Origin of the sequence: Halopenitus persicus, from assembly GCF_900107205.1 — an archaeon.
GTDB lineage: Archaea > Halobacteriota > Halobacteria > Halobacteriales > Haloferacaceae > Halopenitus > Halopenitus persicus.
Genome location: NZ_FNPC01000013.1, coordinates 19,450 through 43,525, shown reverse-complemented (window position 1 = coordinate 43,525; position 24,076 = coordinate 19,450). Strand labels below are relative to the sequence as shown.

The 24,076-nt window shown below is 54.9% G+C and carries 33 protein-coding genes; 20 read left to right on the top strand and 13 right to left on the bottom strand.

Annotation, left to right across the window (positions count from 1 at the left end):
* On the bottom strand, window positions 1–831 hold an 831-nt coding region (locus tag BLV25_RS15380; RefSeq protein ID WP_092735005.1), incomplete at its 3' end, for a CPBP family intramembrane glutamic endopeptidase.
* Between the two features lie 422 nt (window positions 832–1,253).
* Here BLV25_RS15380 and BLV25_RS15375 point away from each other — a divergent pair.
* The 3 genes from BLV25_RS15375 to BLV25_RS15365 are packed head-to-tail and all read left to right on the top strand — an operon-like array spanning window position 1,254 to window position 3,906.
* Window positions 1,254–2,117 (top strand): ABC transporter permease subunit, encoded by an 864-nt coding sequence (locus BLV25_RS15375; RefSeq protein WP_092735002.1) that lies wholly within the window; start codon window positions 1,254–1,256, stop codon window positions 2,115–2,117.
* Window positions 2,114–3,046, top strand: a complete 933-nt coding sequence (locus BLV25_RS15370) for an ABC transporter ATP-binding protein (protein WP_092734999.1) — start codon at window positions 2,114–2,116, stop codon at window positions 3,044–3,046. The genes BLV25_RS15375 and BLV25_RS15370 overlap by 4 nt, the downstream gene beginning before the upstream one ends.
* Window positions 3,043–3,906: an ABC transporter permease subunit gene (locus tag BLV25_RS15365; protein WP_092734996.1), complete on the top strand. Its 864-nt coding sequence runs from the start codon at window positions 3,043–3,045 to the stop codon at window positions 3,904–3,906. Before BLV25_RS15370 ends, BLV25_RS15365 begins: the two co-directional genes overlap by 4 nt.
* Window positions 3,907–3,957: 51 nt before the next feature.
* Here the strand turns inward: BLV25_RS15365 and BLV25_RS15360 are convergent, their stop codons facing one another.
* Window positions 3,958–4,239, bottom strand: coding sequence for a hypothetical protein (locus BLV25_RS15360; protein ID WP_092734993.1), 282 nt, complete (start codon window positions 4,237–4,239; stop codon window positions 3,958–3,960).
* A gap of 222 nt (window positions 4,240–4,461) precedes the next feature.
* Window positions 4,462–4,812, bottom strand: a complete 351-nt coding sequence (locus BLV25_RS18195) for a DUF4870 domain-containing protein (protein WP_092734990.1) — start codon at window positions 4,810–4,812, stop codon at window positions 4,462–4,464.
* Window positions 4,813–4,959: 147 nt separating this feature from the next.
* Between BLV25_RS18195 and BLV25_RS15350 the strand changes: the two genes are divergently transcribed.
* Window positions 4,960–5,307, top strand: a complete 348-nt coding sequence (locus BLV25_RS15350; protein ID WP_080508658.1) for an ArsR/SmtB family transcription factor — start codon at window positions 4,960–4,962, stop codon at window positions 5,305–5,307.
* Window positions 5,304–5,624 (top strand): DUF7521 family protein, encoded by a 321-nt coding sequence (locus BLV25_RS18265; protein WP_455429066.1) that lies wholly within the window; start codon window positions 5,304–5,306, stop codon window positions 5,622–5,624. Before BLV25_RS15350 ends, BLV25_RS18265 begins: the two co-directional genes overlap by 4 nt.
* 44 nt (window positions 5,625–5,668) lie before the next feature.
* Here the strand turns inward: BLV25_RS18265 and BLV25_RS15345 are convergent, their stop codons facing one another.
* From BLV25_RS15345 to BLV25_RS15335, 3 genes are all read right to left on the bottom strand, one after another.
* Window positions 5,669–6,574 carry a hypothetical protein gene (locus BLV25_RS15345; RefSeq protein WP_256335763.1) on the bottom strand — a complete coding sequence of 302 codons (906 nt, stop codon included), beginning with the start codon at window positions 6,572–6,574 and terminating at the stop codon, window positions 5,669–5,671.
* Window positions 6,571–7,023 carry an ArsR/SmtB family transcription factor gene (locus BLV25_RS15340; protein ID WP_092734985.1) on the bottom strand — a complete coding sequence of 151 codons (453 nt, stop codon included), beginning with the start codon at window positions 7,021–7,023 and terminating at the stop codon, window positions 6,571–6,573. Before BLV25_RS15340 ends, BLV25_RS15345 begins: the two co-directional genes overlap by 4 nt.
* An 87-nt stretch (window positions 7,024–7,110) precedes the next feature.
* Window positions 7,111–7,920, bottom strand: coding sequence for a DUF7847 domain-containing protein (locus BLV25_RS15335; RefSeq protein WP_092734982.1), 810 nt, complete (start codon window positions 7,918–7,920; stop codon window positions 7,111–7,113).
* 359 nt (window positions 7,921–8,279) lie between these two features.
* Here BLV25_RS15335 and BLV25_RS15330 point away from each other — a divergent pair, with 359 nt between their 5' ends.
* The gene (locus tag BLV25_RS15330; protein WP_143114491.1) at window positions 8,280–9,194 is read left to right on the top strand and encodes a hypothetical protein; all 915 of its coding nucleotides are present in this window, start codon (window positions 8,280–8,282) and stop codon (window positions 9,192–9,194) included.
* 440 nt (window positions 9,195–9,634) lie between these two features.
* Here the strand turns inward: BLV25_RS15330 and BLV25_RS15320 are convergent, their stop codons facing one another.
* The 4 genes from BLV25_RS15320 to BLV25_RS15305 form a co-directional block, all read right to left on the bottom strand.
* Entirely contained in the window at window positions 9,635–10,348 is a 714-nt protein-coding gene (locus BLV25_RS15320; protein ID WP_092734972.1) for a hypothetical protein, read from the bottom strand.
* A gap of 2 nt (window positions 10,349–10,350) precedes the next feature.
* The gene (locus tag BLV25_RS15315) at window positions 10,351–11,178 is read right to left on the bottom strand and encodes a DUF6159 family protein (RefSeq protein WP_176819514.1); all 828 of its coding nucleotides are present in this window, start codon (window positions 11,176–11,178) and stop codon (window positions 10,351–10,353) included.
* A gap of 14 nt (window positions 11,179–11,192) precedes the next feature.
* Entirely contained in the window at window positions 11,193–11,579 is a 387-nt protein-coding gene (locus tag BLV25_RS15310) for a hypothetical protein (protein ID WP_256335762.1), read from the bottom strand.
* 115 nt (window positions 11,580–11,694) lie between these two features.
* The gene (locus BLV25_RS15305) at window positions 11,695–12,207 is read right to left on the bottom strand and encodes a hypothetical protein (RefSeq protein ID WP_256335761.1); all 513 of its coding nucleotides are present in this window, start codon (window positions 12,205–12,207) and stop codon (window positions 11,695–11,697) included.
* A gap of 120 nt (window positions 12,208–12,327) precedes the next feature.
* Here BLV25_RS15305 and BLV25_RS15300 point away from each other — a divergent pair, with 120 nt between their 5' ends.
* Window positions 12,328–13,440 carry a peptidase gene (locus BLV25_RS15300; protein ID WP_176819513.1) on the top strand — a complete coding sequence of 371 codons (1,113 nt, stop codon included), beginning with the start codon at window positions 12,328–12,330 and terminating at the stop codon, window positions 13,438–13,440.
* A gap of 127 nt (window positions 13,441–13,567) precedes the next feature.
* On the top strand, window positions 13,568–13,747 hold the full coding sequence (locus BLV25_RS17050) for a hypothetical protein (protein WP_143114490.1): 180 nt from the start codon (window positions 13,568–13,570) through the stop codon (window positions 13,745–13,747).
* A 4-nt stretch (window positions 13,748–13,751) separates the two neighbouring features.
* On the opposite strand, the gene BLV25_RS15295 is transcribed toward BLV25_RS17050, so the two are convergent.
* Window positions 13,752–14,180, bottom strand: coding sequence for a DUF5518 domain-containing protein (locus BLV25_RS15295; RefSeq protein WP_092734966.1), 429 nt, complete (start codon window positions 14,178–14,180; stop codon window positions 13,752–13,754).
* Between the two features lie 240 nt (window positions 14,181–14,420).
* The gene (locus BLV25_RS15290; RefSeq protein ID WP_092734963.1) at window positions 14,421–14,882 is read right to left on the bottom strand and encodes a cupredoxin domain-containing protein; all 462 of its coding nucleotides are present in this window, start codon (window positions 14,880–14,882) and stop codon (window positions 14,421–14,423) included.
* Window positions 14,883–15,192: 310 nt separating this feature from the next.
* Between BLV25_RS15290 and BLV25_RS15285 the strand changes: the two genes are divergently transcribed.
* From BLV25_RS15285 to BLV25_RS15255, 8 genes are all read left to right on the top strand, one after another.
* A complete protein-coding gene (locus BLV25_RS15285; RefSeq protein ID WP_256335760.1) occupies window positions 15,193–15,972 on the top strand; it encodes a hypothetical protein in 780 nt (259 codons plus the stop codon).
* 57 nt (window positions 15,973–16,029) lie between these two features.
* Window positions 16,030–16,458: a DUF2178 domain-containing protein gene (locus BLV25_RS15280; RefSeq protein ID WP_092734957.1), complete on the top strand. Its 429-nt coding sequence runs from the start codon at window positions 16,030–16,032 to the stop codon at window positions 16,456–16,458.
* A gap of 5 nt (window positions 16,459–16,463) precedes the next feature.
* Window positions 16,464–16,670, top strand: coding sequence for a helix-turn-helix transcriptional regulator (locus BLV25_RS15275; protein WP_092734954.1), 207 nt, complete (start codon window positions 16,464–16,466; stop codon window positions 16,668–16,670).
* A 47-nt stretch (window positions 16,671–16,717) separates the two neighbouring features.
* Complete coding sequence (locus BLV25_RS15270) at window positions 16,718–17,266, top strand: hypothetical protein (RefSeq protein WP_092734951.1); 549 nt, start codon at window positions 16,718–16,720, stop codon at window positions 17,264–17,266.
* Between the two features lie 111 nt (window positions 17,267–17,377).
* Window positions 17,378–17,824 (top strand): hypothetical protein, encoded by a 447-nt coding sequence (locus BLV25_RS18045; protein ID WP_256335759.1) that lies wholly within the window; start codon window positions 17,378–17,380, stop codon window positions 17,822–17,824.
* Window positions 17,825–18,517: 693 nt separating this feature from the next.
* A complete protein-coding gene (locus BLV25_RS15260) occupies window positions 18,518–19,291 on the top strand; it encodes a hypothetical protein (protein WP_092734948.1) in 774 nt (257 codons plus the stop codon).
* A 110-nt stretch (window positions 19,292–19,401) separates the two neighbouring features.
* Window positions 19,402–19,575: a hypothetical protein gene (locus BLV25_RS17565; protein WP_176819512.1), complete on the top strand. Its 174-nt coding sequence runs from the start codon at window positions 19,402–19,404 to the stop codon at window positions 19,573–19,575.
* A 71-nt stretch (window positions 19,576–19,646) separates the two neighbouring features.
* On the top strand, window positions 19,647–20,630 hold the full coding sequence (locus tag BLV25_RS15255) for a DUF3592 domain-containing protein (RefSeq protein ID WP_092734945.1): 984 nt from the start codon (window positions 19,647–19,649) through the stop codon (window positions 20,628–20,630).
* 71 nt (window positions 20,631–20,701) lie between these two features.
* On the opposite strand, the gene BLV25_RS15250 is transcribed toward BLV25_RS15255, so the two are convergent.
* Window positions 20,702–20,992, bottom strand: coding sequence for a hypothetical protein (locus tag BLV25_RS15250; protein WP_092734942.1), 291 nt, complete (start codon window positions 20,990–20,992; stop codon window positions 20,702–20,704).
* Between the two features lie 258 nt (window positions 20,993–21,250).
* On the opposite strand from BLV25_RS15250, the gene BLV25_RS15245 reads away from it, so the two are divergent.
* The 4 genes from BLV25_RS15245 (at window position 21,251) to BLV25_RS17040 (ending at window position 24,065) form a co-directional block, all read left to right on the top strand.
* Window positions 21,251–21,976, top strand: a complete 726-nt coding sequence (locus tag BLV25_RS15245) for a hypothetical protein (RefSeq protein ID WP_256335758.1) — start codon at window positions 21,251–21,253, stop codon at window positions 21,974–21,976.
* Window positions 21,977–22,496: 520 nt separating this feature from the next.
* Window positions 22,497–22,721, top strand: a complete 225-nt coding sequence (locus BLV25_RS15240; protein WP_256335757.1) for a hypothetical protein — start codon at window positions 22,497–22,499, stop codon at window positions 22,719–22,721.
* Between the two features lie 425 nt (window positions 22,722–23,146).
* A complete protein-coding gene (locus tag BLV25_RS17045) occupies window positions 23,147–23,503 on the top strand; it encodes a hypothetical protein (RefSeq protein WP_143114489.1) in 357 nt (118 codons plus the stop codon).
* Between the two features lie 202 nt (window positions 23,504–23,705).
* Window positions 23,706–24,065 carry a hypothetical protein gene (locus BLV25_RS17040; RefSeq protein WP_143114488.1) on the top strand — a complete coding sequence of 120 codons (360 nt, stop codon included), beginning with the start codon at window positions 23,706–23,708 and terminating at the stop codon, window positions 24,063–24,065.
* Window positions 24,066–24,076 lie beyond the last annotated feature (11 nt).

The following is a 24,076-nucleotide window of genomic DNA, read 5'->3' as shown; positions in this document are numbered from 1 at the left end:
TCTTGCCGGATCGCCAGGAACGAGTGGATCAGGCTGTGAGGCCGCCAGGTACGACGGGCCATATGCGACGACAAGGCCGATACAGAACAGTACTAACAAGATTTCGCCGGAATACTGCCCGATGCCGTCGAGTTCTGTCGCTGGAACCATCACTTGCGGGAGGTTGCCGAGGGCGTGCATCAGCATCGGGAAGAGTAGACTCCCGCCAGTGCTGTTGTAGATCCATGCGAACACAACCGACCGGGCGATAAGCCACACCCCAAATGTCCCCCAGAGAGCGGCAGTGTCGTACGCCGCAAAGTCAAACAGATAAAACAGCGGGAGATGCCAGATGACCCAGATACCGCCGATGCCTAGTGCAGCGACGAATGCGGAGTAGCGCTCTTGAAGTCTCGGTTGGGCAAACCCACGCCAGCCGAACTCTTCGAGGGCTCCCGCGAAGAACAGCACCACAACAAAATTCAGAACATAGTGCCACCACGGGGACGGGAGCACTTCTATCGACCCACCGGCAATAAGATGGATGCCGCTTTCGGCAAGTCCGTTTGCGAATAGAAACGGTAAGCCAATGGCGATGACGTACCATCGCGGCTTGACGCGCCACTTCGTGACTTGGCCGGCCCACTCACGGAGGTTTCCGTCAAGGAGCCACGTGACAAGCACTGCGGCGATAAGTGGTCCCCACGTACGGGGGAGTTCGCCCAGCAACAGGCCGGGCGAAGGTCCGACAGCCATGTAGATGATGGCATCGTACGTATAGGTCCAGAGGAACGCGAGAAAGAAAAAGCTAGAGCAGGGATGTTCCCGAATCACCGGTTTCACCCGGCTCATACCACTACTTTTCCTGCCCGGTGGATAAAATAGTACTGACAGTCTACGATAACATCGGTCGCTCATCTTGCGTTGAAACTGGCCAGTGATCCCATATGAGATACGCGTGCAGTATTGACCAAGCACCGATGCTTGATGATTGTCTCCAGTTTATGCTACAGTTGCGCGTTGCATTCAGCAAACCGCTCACAACATAACTCTCTTGATAAAAACATCAGCGGTCAATACGCACTATTCAGCGATCGGCTGTTTCAGACAATAATATGTCTGAATTATAGGATTTCAACAGAGCAACTGAACCTTACTCTCACGATATGTCGTAAACCACTCTGGCGACTGCTCGGACACCGCTCTCGAAGCAAGAATAACACTGACTACCGCTGAGCAGTAACTAATTTACTGATTGTCTATCTTCTCCAAATATGAACGGTCGGCACATCGCTACTGTACTCTTAAATATAATCCGACTCGAATTCCGCCGACACCGTCGCTCGCGCGGCACGGTCGGAACGCTCGCTGGTCTCACATTGTTCTGTACGTTCTGGAGCGTCCACAACCTCTCTATCTCGGCGTACCCCCCGGACGCGTCGCTGAGAAACGACGGCGTGTTTTCGGTCGTCGCTCCTGGCCAGAACGTCCTGCTCCTTGACGCTGCCACCTCGGTCTTTGTTGGTCCGCTGTTGCTCTGTGCCGGCGTTCTCCTCGGCGTAGGTACTGTCACGACGCCACGTGCTGAGGGAACGCTACGGACGATTCAGACCTTCCCGTACAGCCGGCCGAGTGTGTTTGTTGGTCTGGTCCTTTCCAGGGTCGTGGTTATCGCAGTCGTCGTCGCTGTTCTCACGATCTGTACCGTCATCGCTGCATCTCTCGCTGGGGTTCAGTTATCTTGGGCGGTGGTGTTCGGCTTCGCCGTTCTCCTAACGTTCCATGCAGCAGGCGGTGTCGCCGTCGGCGCGATGGTCTCGACGCTTCGGACCGAACCCATCGCGGTGTATCTACTCGGTGTCGTTGCTGCCGTCGGCCTGCTGGTCCTCGGCGGGGTCCTCTCTTCGCAGTTCATACAGGCCGGCTTGTTTGCGCCTCGGACCGCCTTCCACGTCGCACTGGCCGGCCTGCATGAGGACTGGATGACGCTCTTCGAGCAGGCGCTGGCGGACTCGACGGGCGACGTTCGACCGCTGTTCGGCTCTATGGTGGCTGGAATCCTTGTTTTGTGTGTATGGGTGGTGGTGCCGACACTGCTCGGGGCCGTCGGCTACGAACGGGGGGACCTTGACCGATGACAGACGCATCCAGCGATTGTACACCTGCAGTCATAACAGACGGTTTCACCAAACGGTTCGGCTCTGTCACAGCCGTTGAAGGGCTTGAGATGACGGTTCCGGCCGAATCAGTATACGGACTGCTTGGCCCGAACGGGGCAGGGAAATCGACCACTATCGACGCTCTGGTCGGGCTCGTCCACGCTACCGGGGGGACGGTACGTATTCTCGGAATGGACGTTCGTACCTCGCCGGTCGAGATCCGCCGGCGAATCGGTATCTTGCCGGACGGGTTCACGCCGTACGAGCGCCTGACCGGCCGGGAACATCTTGACGCCGCCGCCCGCGCCAATGGCGTGACGATCGATACTGACGAGGCGCTGGCGCGGGTCGGACTCGCTGACGCCGCCGACCGCACCGCAGGCGGATACTCGCACGGAATGAGCCAGCGGCTGGGACTAGCGATGGCACTCGTCGGCGCACCCGACCTGATCATTCTCGACGAACCGGCGGCCGGACTCGACCCCCACGGAATCGAGATGTTGCGGCGCATCGTCCGAGAGGAGCACGCTCGTGGCGCGACCGTCATACTCTCAACACACCAACTCGCCCAGGTCGAAGCGGTATGTGATACGGTCGGCATCATCGATGATGGCCGGCTTGTCGCAGAGGATTCTGTGGAGTCTCTCCGGCGCACCGTCGAGACCGAGGCGACGCTCCGCGTCAGGCTTACTGGATCGATCGACCGCGCCCACAATCTCCTTGGAGAGCTTAACGGCGTGACTGGAGTGAATGAGGATGGCGACGTACTTGTCGTGCGGTGTGAGGCCGAGCAGGGAACCGCCGGTGTCATCGCCGCACTCGAACGCTCGGACGTGGGACTTGAATCGTACGAAAAATCTCTTCCTGGTCTCGAACAGGTGTTTGAGGCCTACACAGACGAGCAGTGATCGACCGCTCGTCGGCTCGTCGACTGGCGACACAGGTGGGTCACGTTGCCCGACAGGAACTCTTGTGGCTCCGGCGTGGCTGGACGGTCCCAACCGTAGCCGTCCTGTTCGTTTGCTCGATTGTAAGTATCGTTCGGCAGGCTGCTCCGCCTGGACCAGGGGGACAACCGCTCACGGTCCTCGCGTTGGTCCCCAACGGTGGCTCCCTCTCATCAACCGCGATCATTCTGTTCACACTCGGGCGCGCGTTGACACTTCTGCTCCCGCTCGTCGTTGTCATACTCACAGCTGGAACGCTCGCCGGCGATAGTGAGGCGGGTCGACTCCGGACGATCCAGACGTTCCCGGTCTCGCGTCGTGCTGTCGTCGGTGGAAAGCTCCTTGCCCGGTCGGCTGTTGTGGGAAGCGTCGTGGTACTCGGTCTGGTCGCGGGCGCGCTAACGTCGTGGTTTCAGTTCGGAGTCACCGATCCGGTTAGCTACGGCTTGTTCCTTCTCGTCTCGGTGGGGTTTGCACTGTCGTTGACCGGAACAACGGTGGCCGTCTCGACACTGGTCGCGGCGCGGTCTCAGGCGGTCGCTCTCTCGCTAGGTCCTTTTCTCGTCTTCGCGTTCCTCGGAGTCGACCCGGGTGTCCCGTCGGTGCTCCGAACGGGATTACTCGTCCAACCATACCAACTCCTCGTCGCGGGCACCCACAATCAGCTCGTCGCTATCCCGCGGGTGATGGCAACTGCTCGCCCGCAGGCTCCGCTCGGTGGGCTCGTCCTCTCCGACGGAGTTTCGTTCTGCGCGCTGTTCGCGTGGCCTATCACGCTCCTCATACTCGCAGTGGGTCGATACTGTCAGCGGGACTTGTAGATTTTCTAGTCTGACTCTGCCGGATGTCCGAAGGTATGTGGGGTGGCTGGGTCATTGGTTCCTGTCGAGCTCTGCGGTGACTAGTACCATCCCGAAGACGAATAGTCCGTAGCCCGCGATTCCTGCCGCGAACGACTGCTGGAACAGGCCGGCCGTACTTCCCGCACCAATTCCCCCGCCAAGCATCCCAATCTTCCGTGATGTTCCCTCGCCAAACATCGTTCGAATCGTCTCTACGTTGTTGAGCGCGAATGTCGTCGTCGTCCCGTATAGGAGTGGAATCATCACCACGAGGCCGAGATGACCGTTGTCGACGACAAACGTCAGTGCCATCACTCCGATCCCGACAGCAGCCGAAAGGGTGTACCGAATGGACCGTCGCATAGTGGGGTTTCGTCTATGCTTCTCTTTACTGCTCTGTTGATTAGCAGTGCTGATCAAAAGTGGTCGGAAGTTGAGTCGGTTTATGAGTGGCTACTGCTACTGATCTCCAGATTGGCCTCAATTCACAGCGGTTCAGAAGCCGCTATTCAACACAGCACTCTTTACGCGGTGTCAGATTATCTGAGGGACTATCGGATATTGCCACGCTCGGCCTTGATACGCGTTTATACATGCTATTACCGCAAAGCAGATTGTTGCCGTCGCTATGAGTAGTGCCATTGCTACACCGGCGAGTTCACTTACTCCGAGACCAATTATAGCGACTAAGATCGCTACCAAAGAGATAGGGATATGCCAATTTAATGCGTTAGCCGCGTTCGATTTCGTGAACTCATTATCGGACGCTAAATATACAAGAGCAATAGCAAAAAAGCCAAACAAAAGGCCAGCAATATGAACTAACGCTGCAATAGTGGTATTTTGATTGCTATGACTCTTCCTTTCAGTAACGTTCGCTGTCATGAGTACACTGTTTATAGTCACTAAGACAAAAAGAAGGGTCAGGCACGGTTCCAAGTTATCGAACTGTGAATTACCACTTATTATCTGTCCCAATGTGGGTCTGAATGACAATAGCGAGTAGAATGCGCCTAATGCAATATAGAGACAATGACCGATGAGGAGTTGAGTGATGTCTTGAAGATCTTAGGTGACGAACATTCGAGAAAAATTCTACAAGAAACAATGAAACGGCCAATGTCAGCTGATGAATTGAGTGATGTGTGTGATATATCACCACAGTCGGTCTATCGTCGGACAGACAAACTCTCATCTTATGGACTTTTAGATACAGAAATGGAATATGACGAAGACGGCCATCATTTCCAGACTTATACCGCCGATCCAACTCAGATTGTGATTGGTATCTCTGAAGAGAATGCTGATGTGACTATCAGTAAACGGGAAAAGATGACCGACCGTTTTAGCGAATTCATAAACCAAGTGAGAGATCAATGATAGAGACTGGTTTATCACACCCAGTTGCAGTTGTTGGGTTGGCCTTTTCTATCGTAGCCCTTGTACTCGGTATCAGTACTGCGTATCTTGCTGTACGTGGCTATCTTCGGAATGGTCAACGACCGATGTTATTCATTGCTGCTGGTTTTGTTTTGGTACTCTTGACGCCATTCCTGTTATTATTCGTAATCATAATTCCAATAGCAGACGAAGTTACGTTTTATGCTGTTAGTGCTATCAATCAGACTATCGGACTATGTTTGATATTATATGGTCTCTGGACACCACGTACTTCCAGTATATCTAAAAAAGCATAGTTGAGTCTACTCAAGGGAATTGAATCTCTGGCATAAGCCTCGGCTCACGATACGACACCTTGGACGTAGATGTGCGCGTAGGCGCTTGCCCACACGATTGAGAGTAGTTCACTGACACTCGATGAGATGACGTTCAAAACGGGGTTCAACGAGGCCAGACTCGTCCCCATCTCGGGGAGATATGTTGGGAGAAAGAGGCTAGCTGCACTTCCAATAACGATCACCCCGATAAGCACGAATTTCCCTCGGTAGTTCGTCGTGATGCGCCAACTCACGCGGAATGATTTGAGCGGGCCGTACTGGCCGATGACACACGCCTCAAGTGCGAACCAGAATTTGTACAAGAGAAACAGAAACGGCACGGCAAAGGTGATTCCACCGATCGCTGCAGCGACGGGGAAACTGATCATATCTACCGGCGTGACCGGGAGCACACCGACAATAAGGAAGAGTGGGAGTGCCACGAGGAACGGAATTGTCATCACCAAAACCACGGTGAGAATGACGACTCCGACGAGTGATGGCGTCCGAGCGAGGCTTCGATGTAATCCCTCACGTCTCGTGACGGGCTCGCCGGTCAGTTCGCCGGCGACGATCGTTCCCACGTAGGCACGGATCAAGATGATGAACGCAAACGCCGTCAGGACCTCAACCACGCCGATTACAGGCATCGGAAGCACGTTGATACTGTCCGTTTCGAGAAGCCGTCTGGCCAAAATGATCACACCCGCGAAAACGACAATTGACGGATAGGATCGAAACAGACGAACGGACCAGACTAACGAATCGAGGACGCTTCGACGAGTTGCGGGTATCTCGATATTGCGGCAATCAAGACAGCCACAGCCATCGACATCGTCTCGGGCTTTGATCGTCGGTGCCACGTCAGCCGTGGTTGGGTCGCCGGCAGTAGAAGCTCTTCGGACCGGTGTGTCGGTATGTTCGCTCATTCGGCAGTAACGAACCGGGAGATGGATTCACCGGCGGCAAGCAGGATCGACGGTGGACCAAGCAGTGAGGCGAAGGATTTGAACGCGCGTTTGAGACCCGGTCGATCGTCCTCGGTGCCGAGAAAGAGCAGTGTCGGGTCTTCAGAAACGACGTAGACGCTCATCTCTCGACCTTTCTCCGAATAGCAGGTGTCGGTAACTTCGATTATGCCGGCCGATTCGAGATTCTCCAAGTGATAATGGACGTTCTGCACACTCTGATTGAGCTGGTCAGCGATCCGTGACGGCGTCGCCGGCGTTTCGTTGAGCAGTCGAAAGATCTCGTAGGCGGTCTCGGAGGACAATGCTTCGATCACGTCTCGCGTCCCGTCGTCGTCGAGACTCAGGACGGCCGGAGTATCGCTTCGTTCGACGGTTGCGTCAGTTTGTGTCGGGAGGATCCGTGACATAGGGTTTGGCTAGTTTCTGTGGGTGGCGATCGCGGGGATCTGTTCGGTGGCTGTTCGAAACTCTCGTACGTAATTGTTGGTGGATGGTCATACTGAGTCCTGAGTATCAGTTGAGGCAGCGATTAATCGCATATAGTAGGCTGTGTACACCGTGTAGAAGTACGCGAAGCCGACCGCGGAAAAAGCGATCCCGATGGGAAGCAGGACAGCGATCGGAATCCTGAGCTCGATCGGTAATACGTCAGCTGGGCCAGCATTTGTCATCGTCAACTGGATCAGGTATTCGGGAATGAAGAAGACGTTCAGCAGGACGAGCCACGCCACGGAGAATCCAGTGACGCTTTTCAGGTTCGAGCGAACGAGCCCAACACTTCTCCGAAACGCATCAGTGACACTCGCGTTTTCGATGACGATCGCCGTGTCGTAAAACTGCACGAACATAATGACAACGAGGATCGACACAAGCCACATAAGCAGAGAGATGACGCCTGCTGCGAACGCAGCCATCTCGTGAATCGCGGCGAGCGCCATCGCTCCGATACCGAGGATGAACCCGAGGAGCCCAAATCCGATCGCGGTTCCAAACACGAGGAGCACGAACACCACAGTTGCAAGGAGAAGCCGAAGGTAATGAGTCCGGGCTACAGTGAAAAAGTGAGTGAGGGATGCGTCTGCGCCGTCGATCGCAGCTTGGGCAGTGCCGATGAACCCGCCGATAACGAACGGGAAGACGATCAGCCAGGCGAGCGACACGCCAGCCGAGAGAAGCGGTGATTCAATCAGGTGATCAACGTATTGCAGCTGGCTGCCCGCTCCGACAAGAAGGCCGGCGACGAGCAGGATCGGATTCGCGCGGAGGGCGGTGAATCCATCTTTGAATGCGGAGACGATGACCATCGTATCTACGGGTTACCCCTGTCATATATTAGGTCGAACGGAGCATCAAAACCACATTTAACCATTTGAGACCTTCTACCGCCTGTTTCGCGGACACGACGCAAAGCACAGTTTCGATTTGAGCTACCGGGGTCTTGAAGCATCCCGCCCAGCGATGACTAGCTACTCGTGATACTACGTCAGTATCGTATATTCTTCGACCAGTTCTGTGAGAGAGAACCGTTTCGAACCCCATCGATGAGCAGTAGACGTGGCAAATGAGTATGCAATATACTCGACGGACATTGTTGACGACACTCGGGGCAGCGGGCGTCACGAGTGTTGCTGGCTGTCTCTCGTCAGGTGATAGTCGCTTTCGATTGAGTGCATATCCGACAGAGGATCCGTACGAGGCGTTCCTACTGACAGACCCAGCAGGACACCGAGCCCAGTTCGCTATCGATTACCCTGACGAGTACAAGCGAACCGTCTACGACGAACTGCTTGCGAGTGGCTCGGTTACGGTGCTGAACTACCAGTTGGCTCACGAGTACGACTTCGGCTCCGAGCAACGGGAACGTCCTCAGTTCGCTACGGACGGCGATCGGTACTACCGGATCCATGTCGAGACGGTTCGTACTGTCGAACGAGACTGGTGGGAGTTCTACCTCGACTTACAGGATGCGGAACAGCCCGACAGTACTGATCCGGTCACAGTACCGGTCACGTCACTGTCCGATCGTGACCAGCAGATACTCCAGCAGGCGATGGAAGCCGCAGCGGCGGATCGAGACCCGGCGATCGATGTCGGTGATCAGAAGCCTGGTTCACGCGGCGTCACGTATCACCACCACCTCGATACCGAAGCAAGCGATCTCGTCCCGTCGCCGCCGTTCGAGTATCTACAACACAACGACCATCTGTTCCAGGCACGAGCCGAGCAGAATACCATCCCCGTGACCGAACGGACGTTCACAGCCGAGCAGATTGGGAGATCCCGATCGGAATACGAGCAACACGTCCGCGACACCGTTCTCGAAGTCGACTTTTCGACGGGTTCGCTCTCAAGTGAGGCGACAGAGCTACTCGACACGGCGACGGACGGGAGACCAGTCTCGGGGTTCTATGAAGAGTCACCACCAATGTCGGACGGACTCGACACAGTTCTCACGCAGCTCAACGCCGCCGACCACGTGCAGGAACACAGCGAGTATACAGAGTATACGACGTTTCCGAATATGTACGCGGTCTACGACGGGAGTTGGTACGAATTCGAGTTAGCTGTCTATCCCTGAGCGAAAATTCGACGACTTGTTGAAGTCCTCACCAGCTGATAGCTTTTGGTCTGGTTGCGGTCTGTACAGGATATCCTCGGAGCGAGTAGCAGTGAGTGGTGATAGAACAGCTGTCGACCAATGATCTGTCCCACCGATCTTATGATGTACCCGATGGAATCGGTGGATATGCGCTGGTTCGTTCGAGGTTTCGCATCCGTCTTACTCGGATTATCTGTCGGGTTTTCTGTCGCGTTCATCGCTACTCCCGACCCGACTGGCCTTTTGCCGATCGTTGTTGGACTGATCCTAACTGTCGCGTTGACGGCGATATTCTACGCTGGCATTGATAGGGTAACACCTTCCGAATCGGAGTAGCTACCGTTGTGTTCGCACTCTTCAGCGACCAGCTGTTTCGGATGAAATATGCCTGAAGGATAAGAGTTCAACAGCAATCGGATTTAGCTCCGATCACCGAGTGCCGCTGTCAGCGCCCGGATTTGTCCCCATCCGTTGGATCGAAGCGCTGCAGGCAAGCGGTGACGCGCTCCATCAAGGGCCGTCCTCAAAGCGGGCGAGGCGTTCTCAAAGATTCCTTGGCCGTGTCCGACGAGGATTCGTTGTGGAGACAGCTCTTCGAACACGGCCCGTGGTGGTGCGAACCGACACAAGAGATACATCCCGAGCCGCTCCTCACCCACAGTGAACAGCGGTGAAGTCCCGAGTACGTCGGGGACGTAGAGCGTTTCATCGGATCCACGATACGCAACTGCTTCAGACCAGCCCGGGAACGGACGGCAACGACGGAGTTCGAATCCGGACGTACCGACGGTACTCGTTTCCGGTTCGATCGGAGTACCGAGTTGAGATGTCGCCCGAGAGAGCCACGGGGGACAGTACACTGGTACGTCGTGACGCGCCGCGAACACGTCCGCGTCACGGACGTGGTAGTTCGAACAGACGATCACGCCGTGTACGTCCCCAAGCGTCGAAAACTCGTCATCAATTCGTGGCGCGTCGATCGGATCGATGAGCCACACGCCGCCGTTCTCTCCAAGGACGGCGTGACTCGTCCGGCGACCGGTTTCGTTCGGATGTGCGAGCCACCCGATCCCGTTGTCCCATCGATCGACGACCTCGTACTCCGAAGCAGGACGCCGGTCGTAGATCGGCATCGTCAGCTCTCGGGGAAGACCGTGTCCGGGTCCCGATTCTCGAACGGGCCGACCCCTTCACCCGTCGTCGCGTATCGATACAGCGCGGTCCGGACGATTGCAGATGCCGTCTGCGAGCCAACGATGGCAGCGACGATGATCACGCCACCACTGACGAGCGCCCCGGTAGCGAGTATACCATCGAGCACGAAGAACCCCACCGCACCCAGTGCGACGCCAGGCAACGCAACGAGCAGGAAGACGAAACTTACGCCGAGCGTAGCGGAGACGCTTTCACCCCACGTGTCTCGAAAAAGCGATCCACTTCGCCGGAGCTGGCGGCGCAGACTCCGTCGCTCGTCAAGGACGATGACTGGCACGATGAAGAACGTCAGCAGCGCCCACGCGAGATTGAAGACCGCTCGCGTCAGGCTTCCGACGACGCCGAACTTCTCATCGAGGATGTACAGAACCGTGCCGAGCGTCGCGGCGACGACGGCCCACACAGCGATCTGACGGCGGGCACGCCACGCTGCGGCGAGCCCGTCCCGGACGGATGTCGGATTACCATCGAACAGTTGGGCCGCGCAGTGCACCACGGCGGCGTTGAAGAACGTCGCTACGCTTGACGAGATCGCAATCGCACAAAACAACGCTCCGTACTGGTAGAGATCGTTGGTGACAAGCGACTCGACGAGCCCCTGCTGGAAGACGATCGCTGTGAGAACGGCGAAGGCGCTCCCGACGGCGAGAAGGCTCAACACCGGCAGGAGTATCAGACTCGGTTCGCGGGTGAACACACGCAGGCTGTCACGGGTAATGTCGAACCCGCGTCGGTATTTCGAGGCCATACTGACTCACCAATTTAGGGCGGCGTTGCAACGACAAAGCCGATTTCGTCCATAGAGACTCCGATTGACAACGCGTTCTCTGGATCGGTTTCTTCCCATCGATAGGTGTTCTCCAACCCGGTTTCCGTGTGAATCGTCACGTCAAGTGGTTCATTGGACGCGAGACCCGTGTATCCGCGATCGCCGTTCGCCGAAATGGCTGCCGTGTCGTCGACGAGAACCTCGCTATCTTCAACAGTGCGGATGACCGTCGTGATGTCCAGTTCGCGCTCCGTTTGATTGTTCACGATCAGATGCGGCGCGTTCTTCTGTGTCGTATGTGCCACGGCACTGCCGATTGCACCGAGTGCAACACATCCTGTGAGCAGGCCAATCGTCTTTCGTCGCGTGATGGAGGGCATATATGGCAGGGTTCAACAATAGCACGTATAAAAACTTGGAAGAGTCAAAATGGGCTTGAATGAGAACGAACAGAGGAGTTTCGCAGCGCTTTGTAGGTAATCCAGATGGTATCGGTCACGCCTGTGCGAAGTCGCTCAACGACTCGCCAACGATAAAGTCGATCGGGTCATCGACCTCTTCCATACCGAAGGTGATAGCGAGCATCTCCTCGGACGTGTCCTCAATCGAGATTGACTCTGATCCAGTGGATTCTCCCTGAACTTCGGAATCACCATCCAATTCGACACTGGCTTCATAGGTGCCAGGCACAGTCCACACGTCTTCGTAGGCCGTCACGCCGTCTTCGTCGTTGTTCTCGTTAGTATCGTCGTCATCCGATTCTGGTGGTAAATCGAACGATTCTGAGAGAACAGTCTCATCTCCCGGACCGGTGATGGTCACAGTACCGGTAAGGACATCTTCAGTTTCGTTGAAGAGGTTGACATCGCCTAACGCGAGATCGGCAAGGCTGTTCACGATCGTCGTACAGCCAGCAGTGCTGCCGAAGAATCCAACGCCACACGCGGCGAGGAATCGGCGTCTATTGGTGCTGTTCGAACACGAGCTAAGTGTCTGGTGGAGGGCCATATGTAGCATCAAAGAGCAGGCGATGTCAATATCTCGAACGTTCAAAACCTGTTTTGAGAAACGGCTATCGTTTCCTATCAACCGCGGTGATTTTAGTGCGTGTTTCAGGAAGACACCAGTATGGCTGCCCTCCAAGCCACGCCGCCCTCGATTAGTGCCGCGATCGCCGCATTTGTTGGGCTTGCGCTCATCGGCGGCCTCATCGGACTCGTCGGTACCGTCGTGGTTCGCCGGCTTCGAAACCCCGTCGGAAAGTACAGGTTGCTGTATGGAGCCGTGCTATTCCCGTACGCATTACTCTCCTACGGCGTGTTCGCTCTCACTGGATCCGGGGCCGCGTTCCTCACGGCGCTCCCCGCTAGTCCGGAACTGCTGGACGGAGTGCTCTCGCAGTTCGTCACGTTCCTCGCGGCCGGCTGTATCTGGCTCGTTTCGTATCTCCCGACGGTACGTGGTGTCCGCGAAGTACGTGATCTAGAACTTTCCACTAGCACCGCGATCAGCAAGATGGCACGGTACATCGTTGGACTTAGCGTCCTTCTCACGGTCATACTCACACCGTTGCAAGTGTTCTCGCTTGAATCCTCACTACTTGCCCCAGCTCTCACACTCATCGTTCTCATACTTGGTTTGCTGTACGCATCCCCATGGGTAATCCCGCTACTTCGTTCGACGACGACACCAACTGGAGAACGTGCGGACAGACTGGAACAACTCCGTTCACGGGCCGGTCTCAGCGTTCGAGACGCCCGAATCCTCGATACTGAAAACGAAGAAACGGCGAGTACAATCGTTCGCGGGCCACCAAACTACCGACGCCTCTTCGTCACAAGTACATTTCTCGATGTATTCGACGATGAGACAGCCACTGCGCTGCTTGCAATCGAGGCAGGGAAACTCCGGACCTATGTTTTCGAGATCAGGCTTGGTACTGTCCTCGTTGCGAGTATCGCACTCATCGCGTCCGTCATCGGTATCGGACCACAGTGGCCGTTACTCGGACTCTCACTTGGAGTGGTTCTTATCGGGTTTTGGCTTGCCCGTCGACGAATCCGCGCAGCTGACGAGTACGCTGCCGAACAGGCCGGGCGGACAACCGTCGCTGATGCGCTCATCGAATACGCCGACGTACACGCCTTAGAACCAACACGAAGGCGAGTCCCGAATCCGCTCTCTATCAAGGTGGCGCTCGGGGATCGAATCGATCGGCTTCGCTCAGGCAGTGGTCGATAAGCCAGAAAACAGGGTTCTAAGTATGCCTTCCAAGCGTGACCTACTCAAAATGGATACACCATATGATGGACCAAACTGGTCCGAGTTTCAGTGGGACCGGATCTTAGCCTTCATTGGTGGAGTCGTGATGACTGTACTCTACCTCTTGGCGGATCCATTCCAGTATTTTCCAGATTGGACTGCGGCGGCGCTCGGATCAGTCCCCGTGGGACTCCTCTTTTATAGTTTCAGCTCGCAGTCTTGGCAAACCTGGGCGAAAATCGCCGCCGGTACTGCAATCGGAATAAGTCTTGGAACCTATTTTTGAGATCTTACCCCCTGATCTCGGGATTGGTTTTCTTAGCGACCCATCCGCCGAAGAAACCGCCAAATACGCCGATTAGTGTCCCCAACATCCCCGTGGCAAGAATAAGAAAACACAGAAGCACGACCGCGAATATCTGCCCACCTTCGGAAACCGACGTGATAAACCAGCCTCGTAGAAAGTCAGACGACCACGCAAAGGCAGGAACTGTTCCGAGGATACCGGCACCCATACCCGCTCTCTTGAAATGCCCCGAGCCGTTCGCGGCGAGAAACCCGGCGAAACCACTGCCGACAATCACTCCAGAGAGGTGATAATACGATTCTGACCCGATAAACAGATTATGTACTGTCACCACTAGAATACCGACCACGCCGCCGAAAACCGCATACACATACGTTGGCAGATCCTCGTCGAACAACCAATCTAGATCCATACTACCTAATTCAAAAAAGAAGCATATATTCGCTCCGCTGACTCAAACTGATCTCGAAGCTATCTATTCGAATCTACGGTCAGATAATAGCTTCAATTCTTGAAATGCAACAGGAAACCAGTTGATACAGTCCAATAGTTGTTGGGTACACAACGCTCGTGGCCACGCTCTCCGCTGGTGTGGTCGCCAGCCAGTGCCCACCTTAGCGTCGTGCGGCCCGGCTCACGACCCCCCAAACAATCACTCGTTCTTGACGATCACTGTGCCGACCATCTCGTCCTCGTGCGGGACACAGAAGTAGTCGTACTCGCCGGCAACCTCGAAGGTATGTTCGTATGTTTCACCGACTTCAAGGTCACCGTCCGGCCACGCATCTCGCGCCGCCCGCTCCGTGTCGTACTCCCCGGTCGTGAAAAATGCAGCTTCATCAGGGATACCGTCCTCGTAGGCCGTGACGGTATGGCCCCACTCGGAGTCGTTTATCCAGCCAACCCGTTCGCCGACGCCGATGGTCACTGTCGCGGGCTCAAACGTGTTGTCGGGAGTCACCATTCCGACTACCGCGTCGTTTCGCTCCTGTAGGTCCGTCCGTCGAGCGTCGAGCTGGCGCTCGCTCGGTCCGAAGGTCCCCGAGTTACAGCCCGCTAGCCCCAGTATGGTCCCGCTTGCGACTGCTGTCAGGAAACGCCGTCGCCGCGTCATATGAGCCGTATAGCGAGGGTATCATAGAATTCTTCGCATACCGTGAGCTCGTGCTTCCCAGATTGGCTCCGGTTTCGTAGTTTGTGATAGCGACGATGACGTGAAGTACAGAGCGAGAATTGGAAGATAGCGTCGATCAACGAGGGTAATCTGGCGGCCACTATGAGAACGGCGAGATAATAACTGCACCACTACTTCTAACTCGATGTCCCGATAGTGGTCCGATATGCCCTCCACTCACATCGAGCGAGTAGATTCTGGTCTCAGTTGGGAGACGGACCTACACGGGATTCGTCGGCTCCCACACCGGATGGCGGCGTTCATCGTCACGATGCACCCTGTGATCTGGGGTGGCTTTTTCATCGTGCTCCCGCTTGCGGTTCTCGGTTCAATGACCGTCTTCGGCTCTCGGGCAGCTATCGCGTACGTGATCGTCTGTGCGTGCCTGTGGTTGATGGTGTGGTTTTCGAGTGCGGGATTCAAGACAAACCGTTACCGGCTCAACTCCGAGAAGCAAACAGTAACGATCAGGCCTGAATTCGACGATCCAGAGACGACACAGTTCGCAGCCGCTACCGGCATCGATGAACGGACGATCGACCTCGACACGGTGGATGCCCTCCAATTGATTCCGCTCGGCCCGATAGTTGCCGCTCGACTTCGCTATCAGTCTCCTACTGTCACGAAGCCGGAAGGGATCCTCATACCGCGCGGACAGGTACGCGAAATTGCGGCTGGTTTTCGGTCGTGTGGCGTGTCAGTCCCTGAATTGACGCCTGGCGATCGTCCGACGCCGGAGCGCCGACCGCTCCGTGCTGTGGCCCGGTTCGCAACAACGCCGATTTTGATCGGCGTACTCCCGGTCTACGTCGTGCAGGTTCGCCTCGGGATCGAGGTGTGGCCGTTTCTGTTCGGGTTCGTCCTCGTCACCTGGGTCATGATCGTTCGGCACTTCTCGGTCCGGTTTGGTATTCGCCCCGAGGGAGCGCGGGTGCGAGACTGGTTGCTTCGATGGGCGATTGATTTGGTCGTCGCGGCGCTGGGATTAGCGGTTGCGCTTGGGCTTCTCGTCCTTGCCGGATCGGTATGAAGACCGATTCAATAGGACAACATTCATTACGATGTAAAGCATCCTTTACTGTAAAGGATGTTTGACACGCTAACGCCCAAAACGGATGAACCGGGGCAAGCGCGCCGCGTGTACTACCGCGTCGTGTACGCCATCCTCGCTATAGCGATCGTCGGATTACTCGCCGGACTAGTCACGGGACGAGAAGTCCTCGGTACGATCATCTACTGTGGGGGTGCGTGGATTGGCAGCGGAATTACATTCCTCGCTCCGAAACTGACCGACGTACCGCTCCAAGACGAGCGTGACACCGAACTGTACAACCGTGCAAGCGGCTTGACCCTCGGCGTCTTGTTCGTGCTTGGACTTTCTGTTATCCCAGCTATCTACGTGCTTGAAGCTGCGGGACGTATCGAGCCACCACCGGAAGTGACCGGTGCGATACTGCTTGCTTCGGGACTCTTTCTACTGTGGGGTGTCGCATACGGAATCGTCAAGCGACGGTAATCATCATGGAGAATGACCTTCCACGACGGCGCGAGGCGGCAGGGCTCAGTCAAGGTGAATTGGCCGAGGCAGTCGGCGTCACCCGACAGACCATTAACGCCATCGAGCGCGACCGATACGACCCATCACTCGACCTCGCCTTCAAGCTTGCAGCGCACTTCGAGTGCCACATCGAGGACATCTTCCAGCCCGATGACGATGAGGAGACGTAAGATTCAGACAACTATGGGGACAGACAACATATAACAAGCTCTTGAAAATGAGTCAATACAGCGTACTGGACCGTGACGTGGAGATAAACGGTCAGACAATCCTTGCAACGCTTGAGGGGGTGAGTCGCTTCTCCGAGACCTACAAACAGCAGGTTCGGGATGCACTCGCGGACAACGGCATTGACGATCCAAAACCAGGCGAATGGTACTCCCAGCAGGCGTGGTTGGACGCATTCGACGTACTCGCTACAGAGTTGGAACCACACCTACTGGACCGGATCGGAGAACAGATTCCCGAGACAGCCGAGTGGCCAACGGGACTCTCAACGGTAGAAGACGCGCTCCAGTCGATCAACATCGCGTACCAACGGAATCATCGAGGGGGTGAGATCGGCTACTATCGAGTCACGGAACTCGACGACAAAGTGGCCACGATCCAGTGTAAAAACCCATATCCCTGCCCATTCGACCGCGGGATTATCCGTGCCGTTATGCAACAATTCGCGCCAGTCAAGCGACTCGTATTCATCGAAGAAACGGGTGAAGAATGCCGACGTGAACACGGGGATTCCTGCGTGTATACCGTGTATTGGTAGCTCTTTCTCCCGTAAGAATACGCGCTTAACGAAGCAGAACAGCTGTTCAAAATCTGTTTTGAGTCTCCTGTACGATTTTGAGGTATACGGATGTTGATCCAATAGGTATCGATGTTCGACACGCTTTCGCTCGTGTTCGGACCCGGACTCGTCGCTGCAGTACTGTGGAGCCCGATCCTACTCAGCAGTCGAATCCGTTCGTTATTCAACCGATTACCACCAGCGCGATCCACGATTGCAAGCTATCTCCTCGTCGCTATCGCGCTGTCGGTCCCATTCGGGATTGGTACTGGAATTATTTTCACGACAACGAGTACAGAGGGTGCCGCTCTCTCGAATGCACTACTGAATATGGCGTTCGTACTCACGATTGCATACGTGGGTGTGCTACCACTGACTTCGGTCATCGGCTTACCGCGGATTGGCATTGATTGGGATCCAACCAACTACGGACTCGGCACGTGGCTGTTACTCGTCACCGTGGCACTCTGGTACGCCGCAGTCTTCGTCGTCCCATTAGCGTTCTTCGCGTTTATCCTCGCGCTCCCCACTGGGTGAGAGACAGGAGGATTTGGCTCTGTTGAAATCCTCAGCAAATCATATATTCTAACCCGGTCACGGCCAGTACAGTATATTATCTCAACGGTACCTATTTTATCGAACACTACAGTATTCCCTTTGTGACAGTTGCTTCCGGTTCTCGAGATGTAGGAAATTCCGTCGGAAGAACGCTCGGAAGGGGGTTATTAGGGATTGGCGGGCTGATTCTCGGAATCCTCTTACTGGGACTTGCGTATCTCCACGCAGCCGCTGGGATTCCCACAGCGATTCTCCCTGCCGCAGGTGGGGCCGTGCTTCTTGGGGCTGCAATCGCGCTCCTACTACTGCCGCTTCTCCGGAAAGCGGAAATCATCCAAACTCGAATCGAATTACCAGCTTTCGTCGTGGCACTTGTATTTGCGACCGTAGCCACCATCGCATTCATACTGCTTGGTTCGGCTTCCTGACAGCCATCCAAACTCATAAAAGGAGTATTCATTGCGCACCCTTCAGGGAACAGCTGTTTCGCACGAGAATCTATCTGAAGAAGAGGGTTTCAACAGAGCCGCTGATTTCCATCTTGATGCGTCCGTAGAACGTGTTGTATGCTGATGTGTGCCAACCCATTGGTACAAGAGCAGAGCCTGGAAGAATCAAAACCCGATATGAGTCTTCCCCGTGTTTATCCTCTGCCGATACCCAGAACGATATATGACCCTCCAACTTGGGCGGGCGATCAGTGATGGGATCAGGCGAATACTCACACCGACCGGTGGGATACTACTCGTCGTGTTTTTCGCAATTCAGTTACTGACACAGGCGTCGATCAACACGGCGGTGATTAGCGTCTTCCCGGACGGGCCAGCAGGCGAGATCGAAGCGGCGCTCGGAATGACGCTCCCAGTTTCGGGAACTGTTGCCGGTGGCCTGTTCGTCGGAACGGTCGTCCTCAGCTCCGCGTATTTCGTCGTCCTTTCACGGGCACTCACCCGGCCGACAGTAGAATTATCGAGCTTTCCGAGTGACCTCTACACGCGACGAATGGGGCGAGCCACGCTTTCACTGTTCGTCGGCGGACTCATTGTCGGCCCCGCCATTATGATCGGATTTGTAATGTTGTTCATTCCCGGAATATTCCTCGCAGTCAGTTTCCTGTTTTTCACGTTCGCAGTCGGCGTCGAGGATCAAGGACTCGTCGACGGACTCAAACGGAGTTGGGGACTTTCACGTGGGAATCGATTGAAACTCTCCGTCCTCGTAATCTTCGCGGGCGTCATCGGGTTCATCAGTGGCATCGTGGGAACACTCTTCGACATTACCAACGCAGCAATCATTGGGGAACTCATCGTGAATACGATCAACAGTATCCTCTTCGTTCTGTTGTACGGAATTATCGCTGCGGCCTATCTCCAACTACAAGGAGACAACCCAGAACGAGTCGATACGAGCGGGGTTTCTGAATCACTCGATAGCATTGGGAGCTAATTAGAAAAATCCGATAACCGATGGCGAAGACACGTCTGTTGATGAGAGTTGATTCCCCTGAGATAGAATACATAAAAGAATATCATTGAGCCTCTAATCAAACCACACAGATGCCCTCCATCTTTGCCAGTCCAGCCATTCGCTATGGTATAAGCTTCGTTAATGCCGCGGTCATCGCCATTATTGCATTCACCTTCCTTGAAGGCACAATCCGTTGGGTGGCACTCGGAATTGCTGCCCTTGAGGTGATCGTCACCCCACAAATACTGAAACAAGCAGAGTAGCACCCCCTCAGTATCAGACCTCGATGCAATCGACCAAACTGCATCCACAACGTGTGACGGTGTTCAGATAAATGGAGTTCACCGTTCGAGGCACACCGGTTCGAATCACGAAGGGTACGATTATTATCGTGCTCGTCTGTCTGGCGGGGATCACCTTCGGCGGGTACGACTATGTTCAGCAGGCCGAAGCGGTCGACGATGCCATGCCGGTCGAAGCAACGATTGAAGGAGCATCCGTCACCCAGTCGGAGAGCCGCGGGAGCTCGGATTACTACGTTCAAATCGAGTTCACCTACCAGTTCCAAGGAACCCAATATACTGGTGACCAACTGTTCCCCGGTAGTATTAGCCAATCGTATGACACGCGATCGGACGCCCAATCAGCGATTGAGCCATATGAAGCAGGTGAGACGGTGACGGCATACGTCGATCCCGCCGACCCGAGTGATGGGTTCCTTGAGCGACAGACGATAACAAGTCCATTCGAATTCATGGCTATCGGTGGTCTCGGTCTGCTCCTCACCGCGCTCAACGCAATCGGCGCGCGAAAACCAGGGGCTGAGACAGGGCTCCGATCCGAACACGAATACACCTCGACGCGGTATCAAACACTGTTCGGTGTCGACCGAGGGACGGTCCACAGCCTCAGTATACGGCTACTCAAGATAGCACTATTCGTGCTACCGGCCTCAGTAGTGAGTGTTGCAGTGATTCTTCTCTTCGCGGGACCCGGAAGTGGCGATCAAGTCAACCTACAAGTCGAACTGACGGACCCTGCCGGTGTGCTACTCGGGATGGTATTTCTGGCGGCGATCACGCTGGTCATCGCAGTATTGCTCTACAGTGTCTGGTCGTTCACCGAATACAGGCGACTCCGTGAGCGGATCCCGGAACCGCGACCGCCAAGCCCGTTCACACATCCAACGCGGCTCGTCACTATCTGTCTCGGCAACTACGAACTCGACGCCTATGGAAAGCGGATCCAAAAGACTGGAGTCGCATTCTTGGTAGTACTCTTTTTCCTCGGTGCACTCGCACAGATACAGATATTCTGAACAGCAATCGATATGGATCTAATCAGTCTGTATCGGACAGAGAGTCGGATTCAGATCACGTTGGCCGCTATCTACGGCTCACCAAGGATGAACCCAGGTACGAGGATCGTGAGCAAGAGGAGAATTGCCGCAATACGGAAGACACCGGCTGCTCGCTGTCGATCAGCTGGCAGCGATTCGGCAATCCCAGACAGCACAAAGCCTGCGAGCATTATAAGATGCCAGCTAAATACGGAACCAGTACCTGTCATCCTGGAGTACACGTACAGTCCTGCAAAGACGAGTGCTCCAGAGAACATAACTGCAGCATTGAGGCGACCGGACGGCTCGCTAAAGACGACGTCGCTGACTGTGGAGGGCATCGAGAGTAATCCTCACTCAAGATCTAAATAGGTGGTGAATGCTGTGTGAGACACGTGGGAGGGCAGAAGCCGAGGCCAGGCTAAGCTCGCAGGCATTCGAACGCCAGCACTAATCACGGTTCGGCGTGTATAAAGTACATTCAAACGGTTCAGATGAATATGATTGAAGCGCTACGTACTCTCTTCGGGGTAGTTCTACTTGCTACCTCTCTGTGGTGCGGTCACCGAGCGATTACTGCCGGACGGCTCTACCGATCAGTGTCAACATCCGAGGATGGGACCCCGTCAACGCTCGTCGATGGTGAGAAAGTCGCCATCGAGGGGACGGTGAATGTCAGGGATCCAGCGCCACTAAGCGACTCTCTATCGACCGATGAGGAAGAGCGGGTTGGTGCGTACGTGTGGCGACTCAAGGAGTCCGAGTCGTATAACTATAATCTCGATGCCGAAGAGCCCGGAGCGGATATGAATCTGATTACGTATGAATCCGGGATTGAGTCCGGGACGTTTACCGTCGACGACGGTCGCCGTGAGATTCGGATCGACACAGACTGGTTGACCGAGACCCACGACAGCGCCGACATCACAACAGTGTCTCCTGAGTGGACAGTATCGACCGGGCTGTCGAAGCGTAGTTGGGGATCGCCGTACATCCATCTGGAAGAACACTGGACTGTCAATCCCACTCCCACTATGGAGTACATCTTCGATGCGGACGGACCCGAAGAAATCCCTGACGACGAGTATTTTGAGGCGAGAGCCATTCTCGACGGCGAGGTGCTGGCGGTCTGCGGAGAAGTCTCCGTCGATCAAGGCACTCCCGTGCTCCAGGGAAGTGACAAAGAACCGCTGATGCTTTCCGATCAAGGATTCGATGAATTCAGCCGCAGTCTTCGCTACCAGATTCCGAAGTACGTACTGGTAGCAGGTGGATTAGCAGCCCTCGGCAGCCTTGCGCTAGCAAACGGACTGGGAATTGTGTGACGGTGGGGCAGAGACAACCAATTTACTGGGTAGGGTCTGGATCGATCTCGCGGGTGAATTAGGAAGAAATTCTTCATCACGTCCCGGTCGGTCATTGAAGAGTGGGTTGACACGTACGACCAGCGGCAACGGAAACCTACACGATCAGCAAGCGCTGACTTTGGTGAGGGAGATTCGACAGGGGTCCAGGACTTAGGTTAGACGCGCTATCCGTTCTGGGTGCTCCATATATTCGACGGTGTCCCGTGCCTGACGGACATCAACACAATCTGTGTAGCCACATCTTCAACAGACCCCATCGGTCCCACACGAGAGTGCCGATCTGGAACACGCCGACGCGCAGTCCGGGCAACCTCAACTAACCTGTAGTTCCCAGCTACGAATTGATTAATGAGTGGCTCTAATGGTCGTGTATGGCAAAGCGGTTCGTCCGTGTCCGGCCCGGCAGCCACGATTGACAGAGCTCCGTAAACGCCTCGACGGCGGCGAGATTGGGGCGATGGAACCATTCGGTCGCGCGATGACACGGGCGCTGGAGCAGGCTCGATTCGATCCGGAAACTGGTGAGGCTGTCTGGATTGAGGAAGACTACTGCTCACCACCACTTGCGATGGAACGCGCTGAAGTACTGGATGACTACTTCAAGGAGATTACCATCGTTGAGAAAGACGTGGACGAGGCTGATGGGTGGCAACAAATCGACGATCTGTCGAGACTCTGGGATCAGATTCTCGACGAAGCATAGCGGTGGATTCGGTTAGACAGGAGTAATGATGTCGGAAACTCCTGGTCGACGCCTATATCGGCGATCGTCTCAGGTAATGCAACTACGACGACGAAGCCATTACACTTCAACAGAATTGTGTAAAACCGACAGATAGCTTCCAAGTTCTCAGGTAAAATCACCCCTGTCTCAGTTGGGATTTCTGCATTTATGCTGGGTTCGCCACGAAAATCAGCCTATCGATTATCCCGGTCACTTCTTGCGATTTGGATGTGAAACTTCTGAAAGTCCCAAGGTGCTTTAAAACACTACAAAATACGACCCAGCGTGATAGAATATGATGCGATCCCGAAATCAAGCGATTACAGCCGTCTCTCACCGGATCGCGGATTCTTCACGTCGGAACACACAGCAAACAAAGAGCGATAGAGGCCACAATCCGATATATGACACGAGATAATTCTGAACCAACGAACGGTACTGACAACGGTAGGGAAGACAGACAATCCTCGCAAAACGAGTTTGCAGATGCGGGCGAACACAGAGACATAGAGCTCACCCGGGCACGACACTTGGTAAGTATGTTGTCCCGCTCCAAGATTCTCACCGAAAAAGAAGCCCAGGCGTTCGCATTCCGAGAAATCGCAGGTTTTGATCGCCAACTAACTGCCGAAAAGACAGATATGTCACCGCACGATGTCGATGCATATCTACTTAGTGCCGATATAGAGATAACTGAAGCTCGGAAGTACCTCGAAATCATCGATGATGCTCGCCGCTCCGTTGAGTCGGGAAACGGGTGACTAAGGAAATACACATCCCGTAGCCAGTCTTGATCTTTCTGTAACTTGTTACAAGTACTGTATAAAATACAGAGAATGAAACACGTATTGGATCTGTTGAAATCCTCTACCCGTGAACCCCAACTCATCTACAGTCAATACAAAGAGCAGACATAGCAAACTCTTCAGTCACGTTTTATTCTCCACTCCCAGTTGTCCTACTATGAATGAGTCCCCAGACACAGATTCTCCCGACGCTGGTGGCTTGAAACTCCACTCATTTGCCTCACGCGATCTGCTCGGAAGCGTTCTGAGTATCGCGGGTGCATACGGTTCACTGGTGTTTCCTGGTCGCCTATCGATGATATTGGCGGGCGTGAACGGGATTGGTGCGGTTCTGGTTTTCACCTCAGACGCAACGAGCTCGACAAATGCAGCAGGCTATTTCTTCGTACTTGGATCATGGTCGCTGATGGCATTGAGTGGGCTGACAACCCGCGTCGCAATTCCAACATTGCTCACCGCATTCTGGTTTGGATTCAGGGCGGAGCGAAAAATCTGGGCGGAACGAATCAACTCTTGAGAACCCGAGTT

Excerpts from the sequence above, each read along its gene's own strand:
- BLV25_RS15375 (WP_092735002.1), top strand. The coding sequence starts at position 1,254 with ATGAACGGTCGGCACATCGCTACTGTACTCTTAAATATAATCCGACTC.
- BLV25_RS15370 (WP_092734999.1), top strand. The coding sequence starts at position 2,114 with ATGACAGACGCATCCAGCGATTGTACACCTGCAGTCATAACAGACGGT.
- BLV25_RS15360 (WP_092734993.1), bottom strand. The coding sequence starts at position 4,239 with ATGGCACTGACGTTTGTCGTCGACAACGGTCATCTCGGCCTCGTGGTG.
- BLV25_RS18195 (WP_092734990.1), bottom strand. The coding sequence starts at position 4,812 with ATGACAGCGAACGTTACTGAAAGGAAGAGTCATAGCAATCAAAATACC.
- BLV25_RS15350 (WP_080508658.1), top strand. The coding sequence starts at position 4,960 with ATGACCGATGAGGAGTTGAGTGATGTCTTGAAGATCTTAGGTGACGAA.
- BLV25_RS18265 (WP_455429066.1), top strand. The coding sequence starts at position 5,304 with ATGATAGAGACTGGTTTATCACACCCAGTTGCAGTTGTTGGGTTGGCC.
- BLV25_RS15345 (WP_256335763.1), bottom strand. The coding sequence starts at position 6,574 with ATGAGCGAACATACCGACACACCGGTCCGAAGAGCTTCTACTGCCGGC.
- BLV25_RS15340 (WP_092734985.1), bottom strand. The coding sequence starts at position 7,023 with ATGTCACGGATCCTCCCGACACAAACTGACGCAACCGTCGAACGAAGC.
- BLV25_RS15335 (WP_092734982.1), bottom strand. The coding sequence starts at position 7,920 with ATGGTCATCGTCTCCGCATTCAAAGATGGATTCACCGCCCTCCGCGCG.
- BLV25_RS15320 (WP_092734972.1), bottom strand. The coding sequence starts at position 10,348 with ATGCCGATCTACGACCGGCGTCCTGCTTCGGAGTACGAGGTCGTCGAT.
- BLV25_RS15315 (WP_176819514.1), bottom strand. The coding sequence starts at position 11,178 with ATGGCCTCGAAATACCGACGCGGGTTCGACATTACCCGTGACAGCCTG.
- BLV25_RS15310 (WP_256335762.1), bottom strand. The coding sequence starts at position 11,579 with ATGCCCTCCATCACGCGACGAAAGACGATTGGCCTGCTCACAGGATGT.
- BLV25_RS15305 (WP_256335761.1), bottom strand. The coding sequence starts at position 12,207 with ATGGCCCTCCACCAGACACTTAGCTCGTGTTCGAACAGCACCAATAGA.
- BLV25_RS15300 (WP_176819513.1), top strand. The coding sequence starts at position 12,328 with ATGGCTGCCCTCCAAGCCACGCCGCCCTCGATTAGTGCCGCGATCGCC.
- BLV25_RS17050 (WP_143114490.1), top strand. The coding sequence starts at position 13,568 with ATGACTGTACTCTACCTCTTGGCGGATCCATTCCAGTATTTTCCAGAT.
- BLV25_RS15295 (WP_092734966.1), bottom strand. The coding sequence starts at position 14,180 with ATGGATCTAGATTGGTTGTTCGACGAGGATCTGCCAACGTATGTGTAT.
- BLV25_RS15290 (WP_092734963.1), bottom strand. The coding sequence starts at position 14,882 with ATGACGCGGCGACGGCGTTTCCTGACAGCAGTCGCAAGCGGGACCATA.
- BLV25_RS15285 (WP_256335760.1), top strand. The coding sequence starts at position 15,193 with ATGGCGGCGTTCATCGTCACGATGCACCCTGTGATCTGGGGTGGCTTT.
- BLV25_RS15280 (WP_092734957.1), top strand. The coding sequence starts at position 16,030 with ATGTTTGACACGCTAACGCCCAAAACGGATGAACCGGGGCAAGCGCGC.
- BLV25_RS15275 (WP_092734954.1), top strand. The coding sequence starts at position 16,464 with ATGGAGAATGACCTTCCACGACGGCGCGAGGCGGCAGGGCTCAGTCAA.
- BLV25_RS15270 (WP_092734951.1), top strand. The coding sequence starts at position 16,718 with ATGAGTCAATACAGCGTACTGGACCGTGACGTGGAGATAAACGGTCAG.
- BLV25_RS18045 (WP_256335759.1), top strand. The coding sequence starts at position 17,378 with ATGTTCGACACGCTTTCGCTCGTGTTCGGACCCGGACTCGTCGCTGCA.
- BLV25_RS15260 (WP_092734948.1), top strand. The coding sequence starts at position 18,518 with ATGACCCTCCAACTTGGGCGGGCGATCAGTGATGGGATCAGGCGAATA.
- BLV25_RS17565 (WP_176819512.1), top strand. The coding sequence starts at position 19,402 with ATGCCCTCCATCTTTGCCAGTCCAGCCATTCGCTATGGTATAAGCTTC.
- BLV25_RS15255 (WP_092734945.1), top strand. The coding sequence starts at position 19,647 with ATGGAGTTCACCGTTCGAGGCACACCGGTTCGAATCACGAAGGGTACG.
- BLV25_RS15250 (WP_092734942.1), bottom strand. The coding sequence starts at position 20,992 with ATGCCCTCCACAGTCAGCGACGTCGTCTTTAGCGAGCCGTCCGGTCGC.
- BLV25_RS15240 (WP_256335757.1), top strand. The coding sequence starts at position 22,497 with ATGACACGGGCGCTGGAGCAGGCTCGATTCGATCCGGAAACTGGTGAG.
- BLV25_RS17045 (WP_143114489.1), top strand. The coding sequence starts at position 23,147 with ATGACACGAGATAATTCTGAACCAACGAACGGTACTGACAACGGTAGG.
- BLV25_RS17040 (WP_143114488.1), top strand. The coding sequence starts at position 23,706 with ATGAATGAGTCCCCAGACACAGATTCTCCCGACGCTGGTGGCTTGAAA.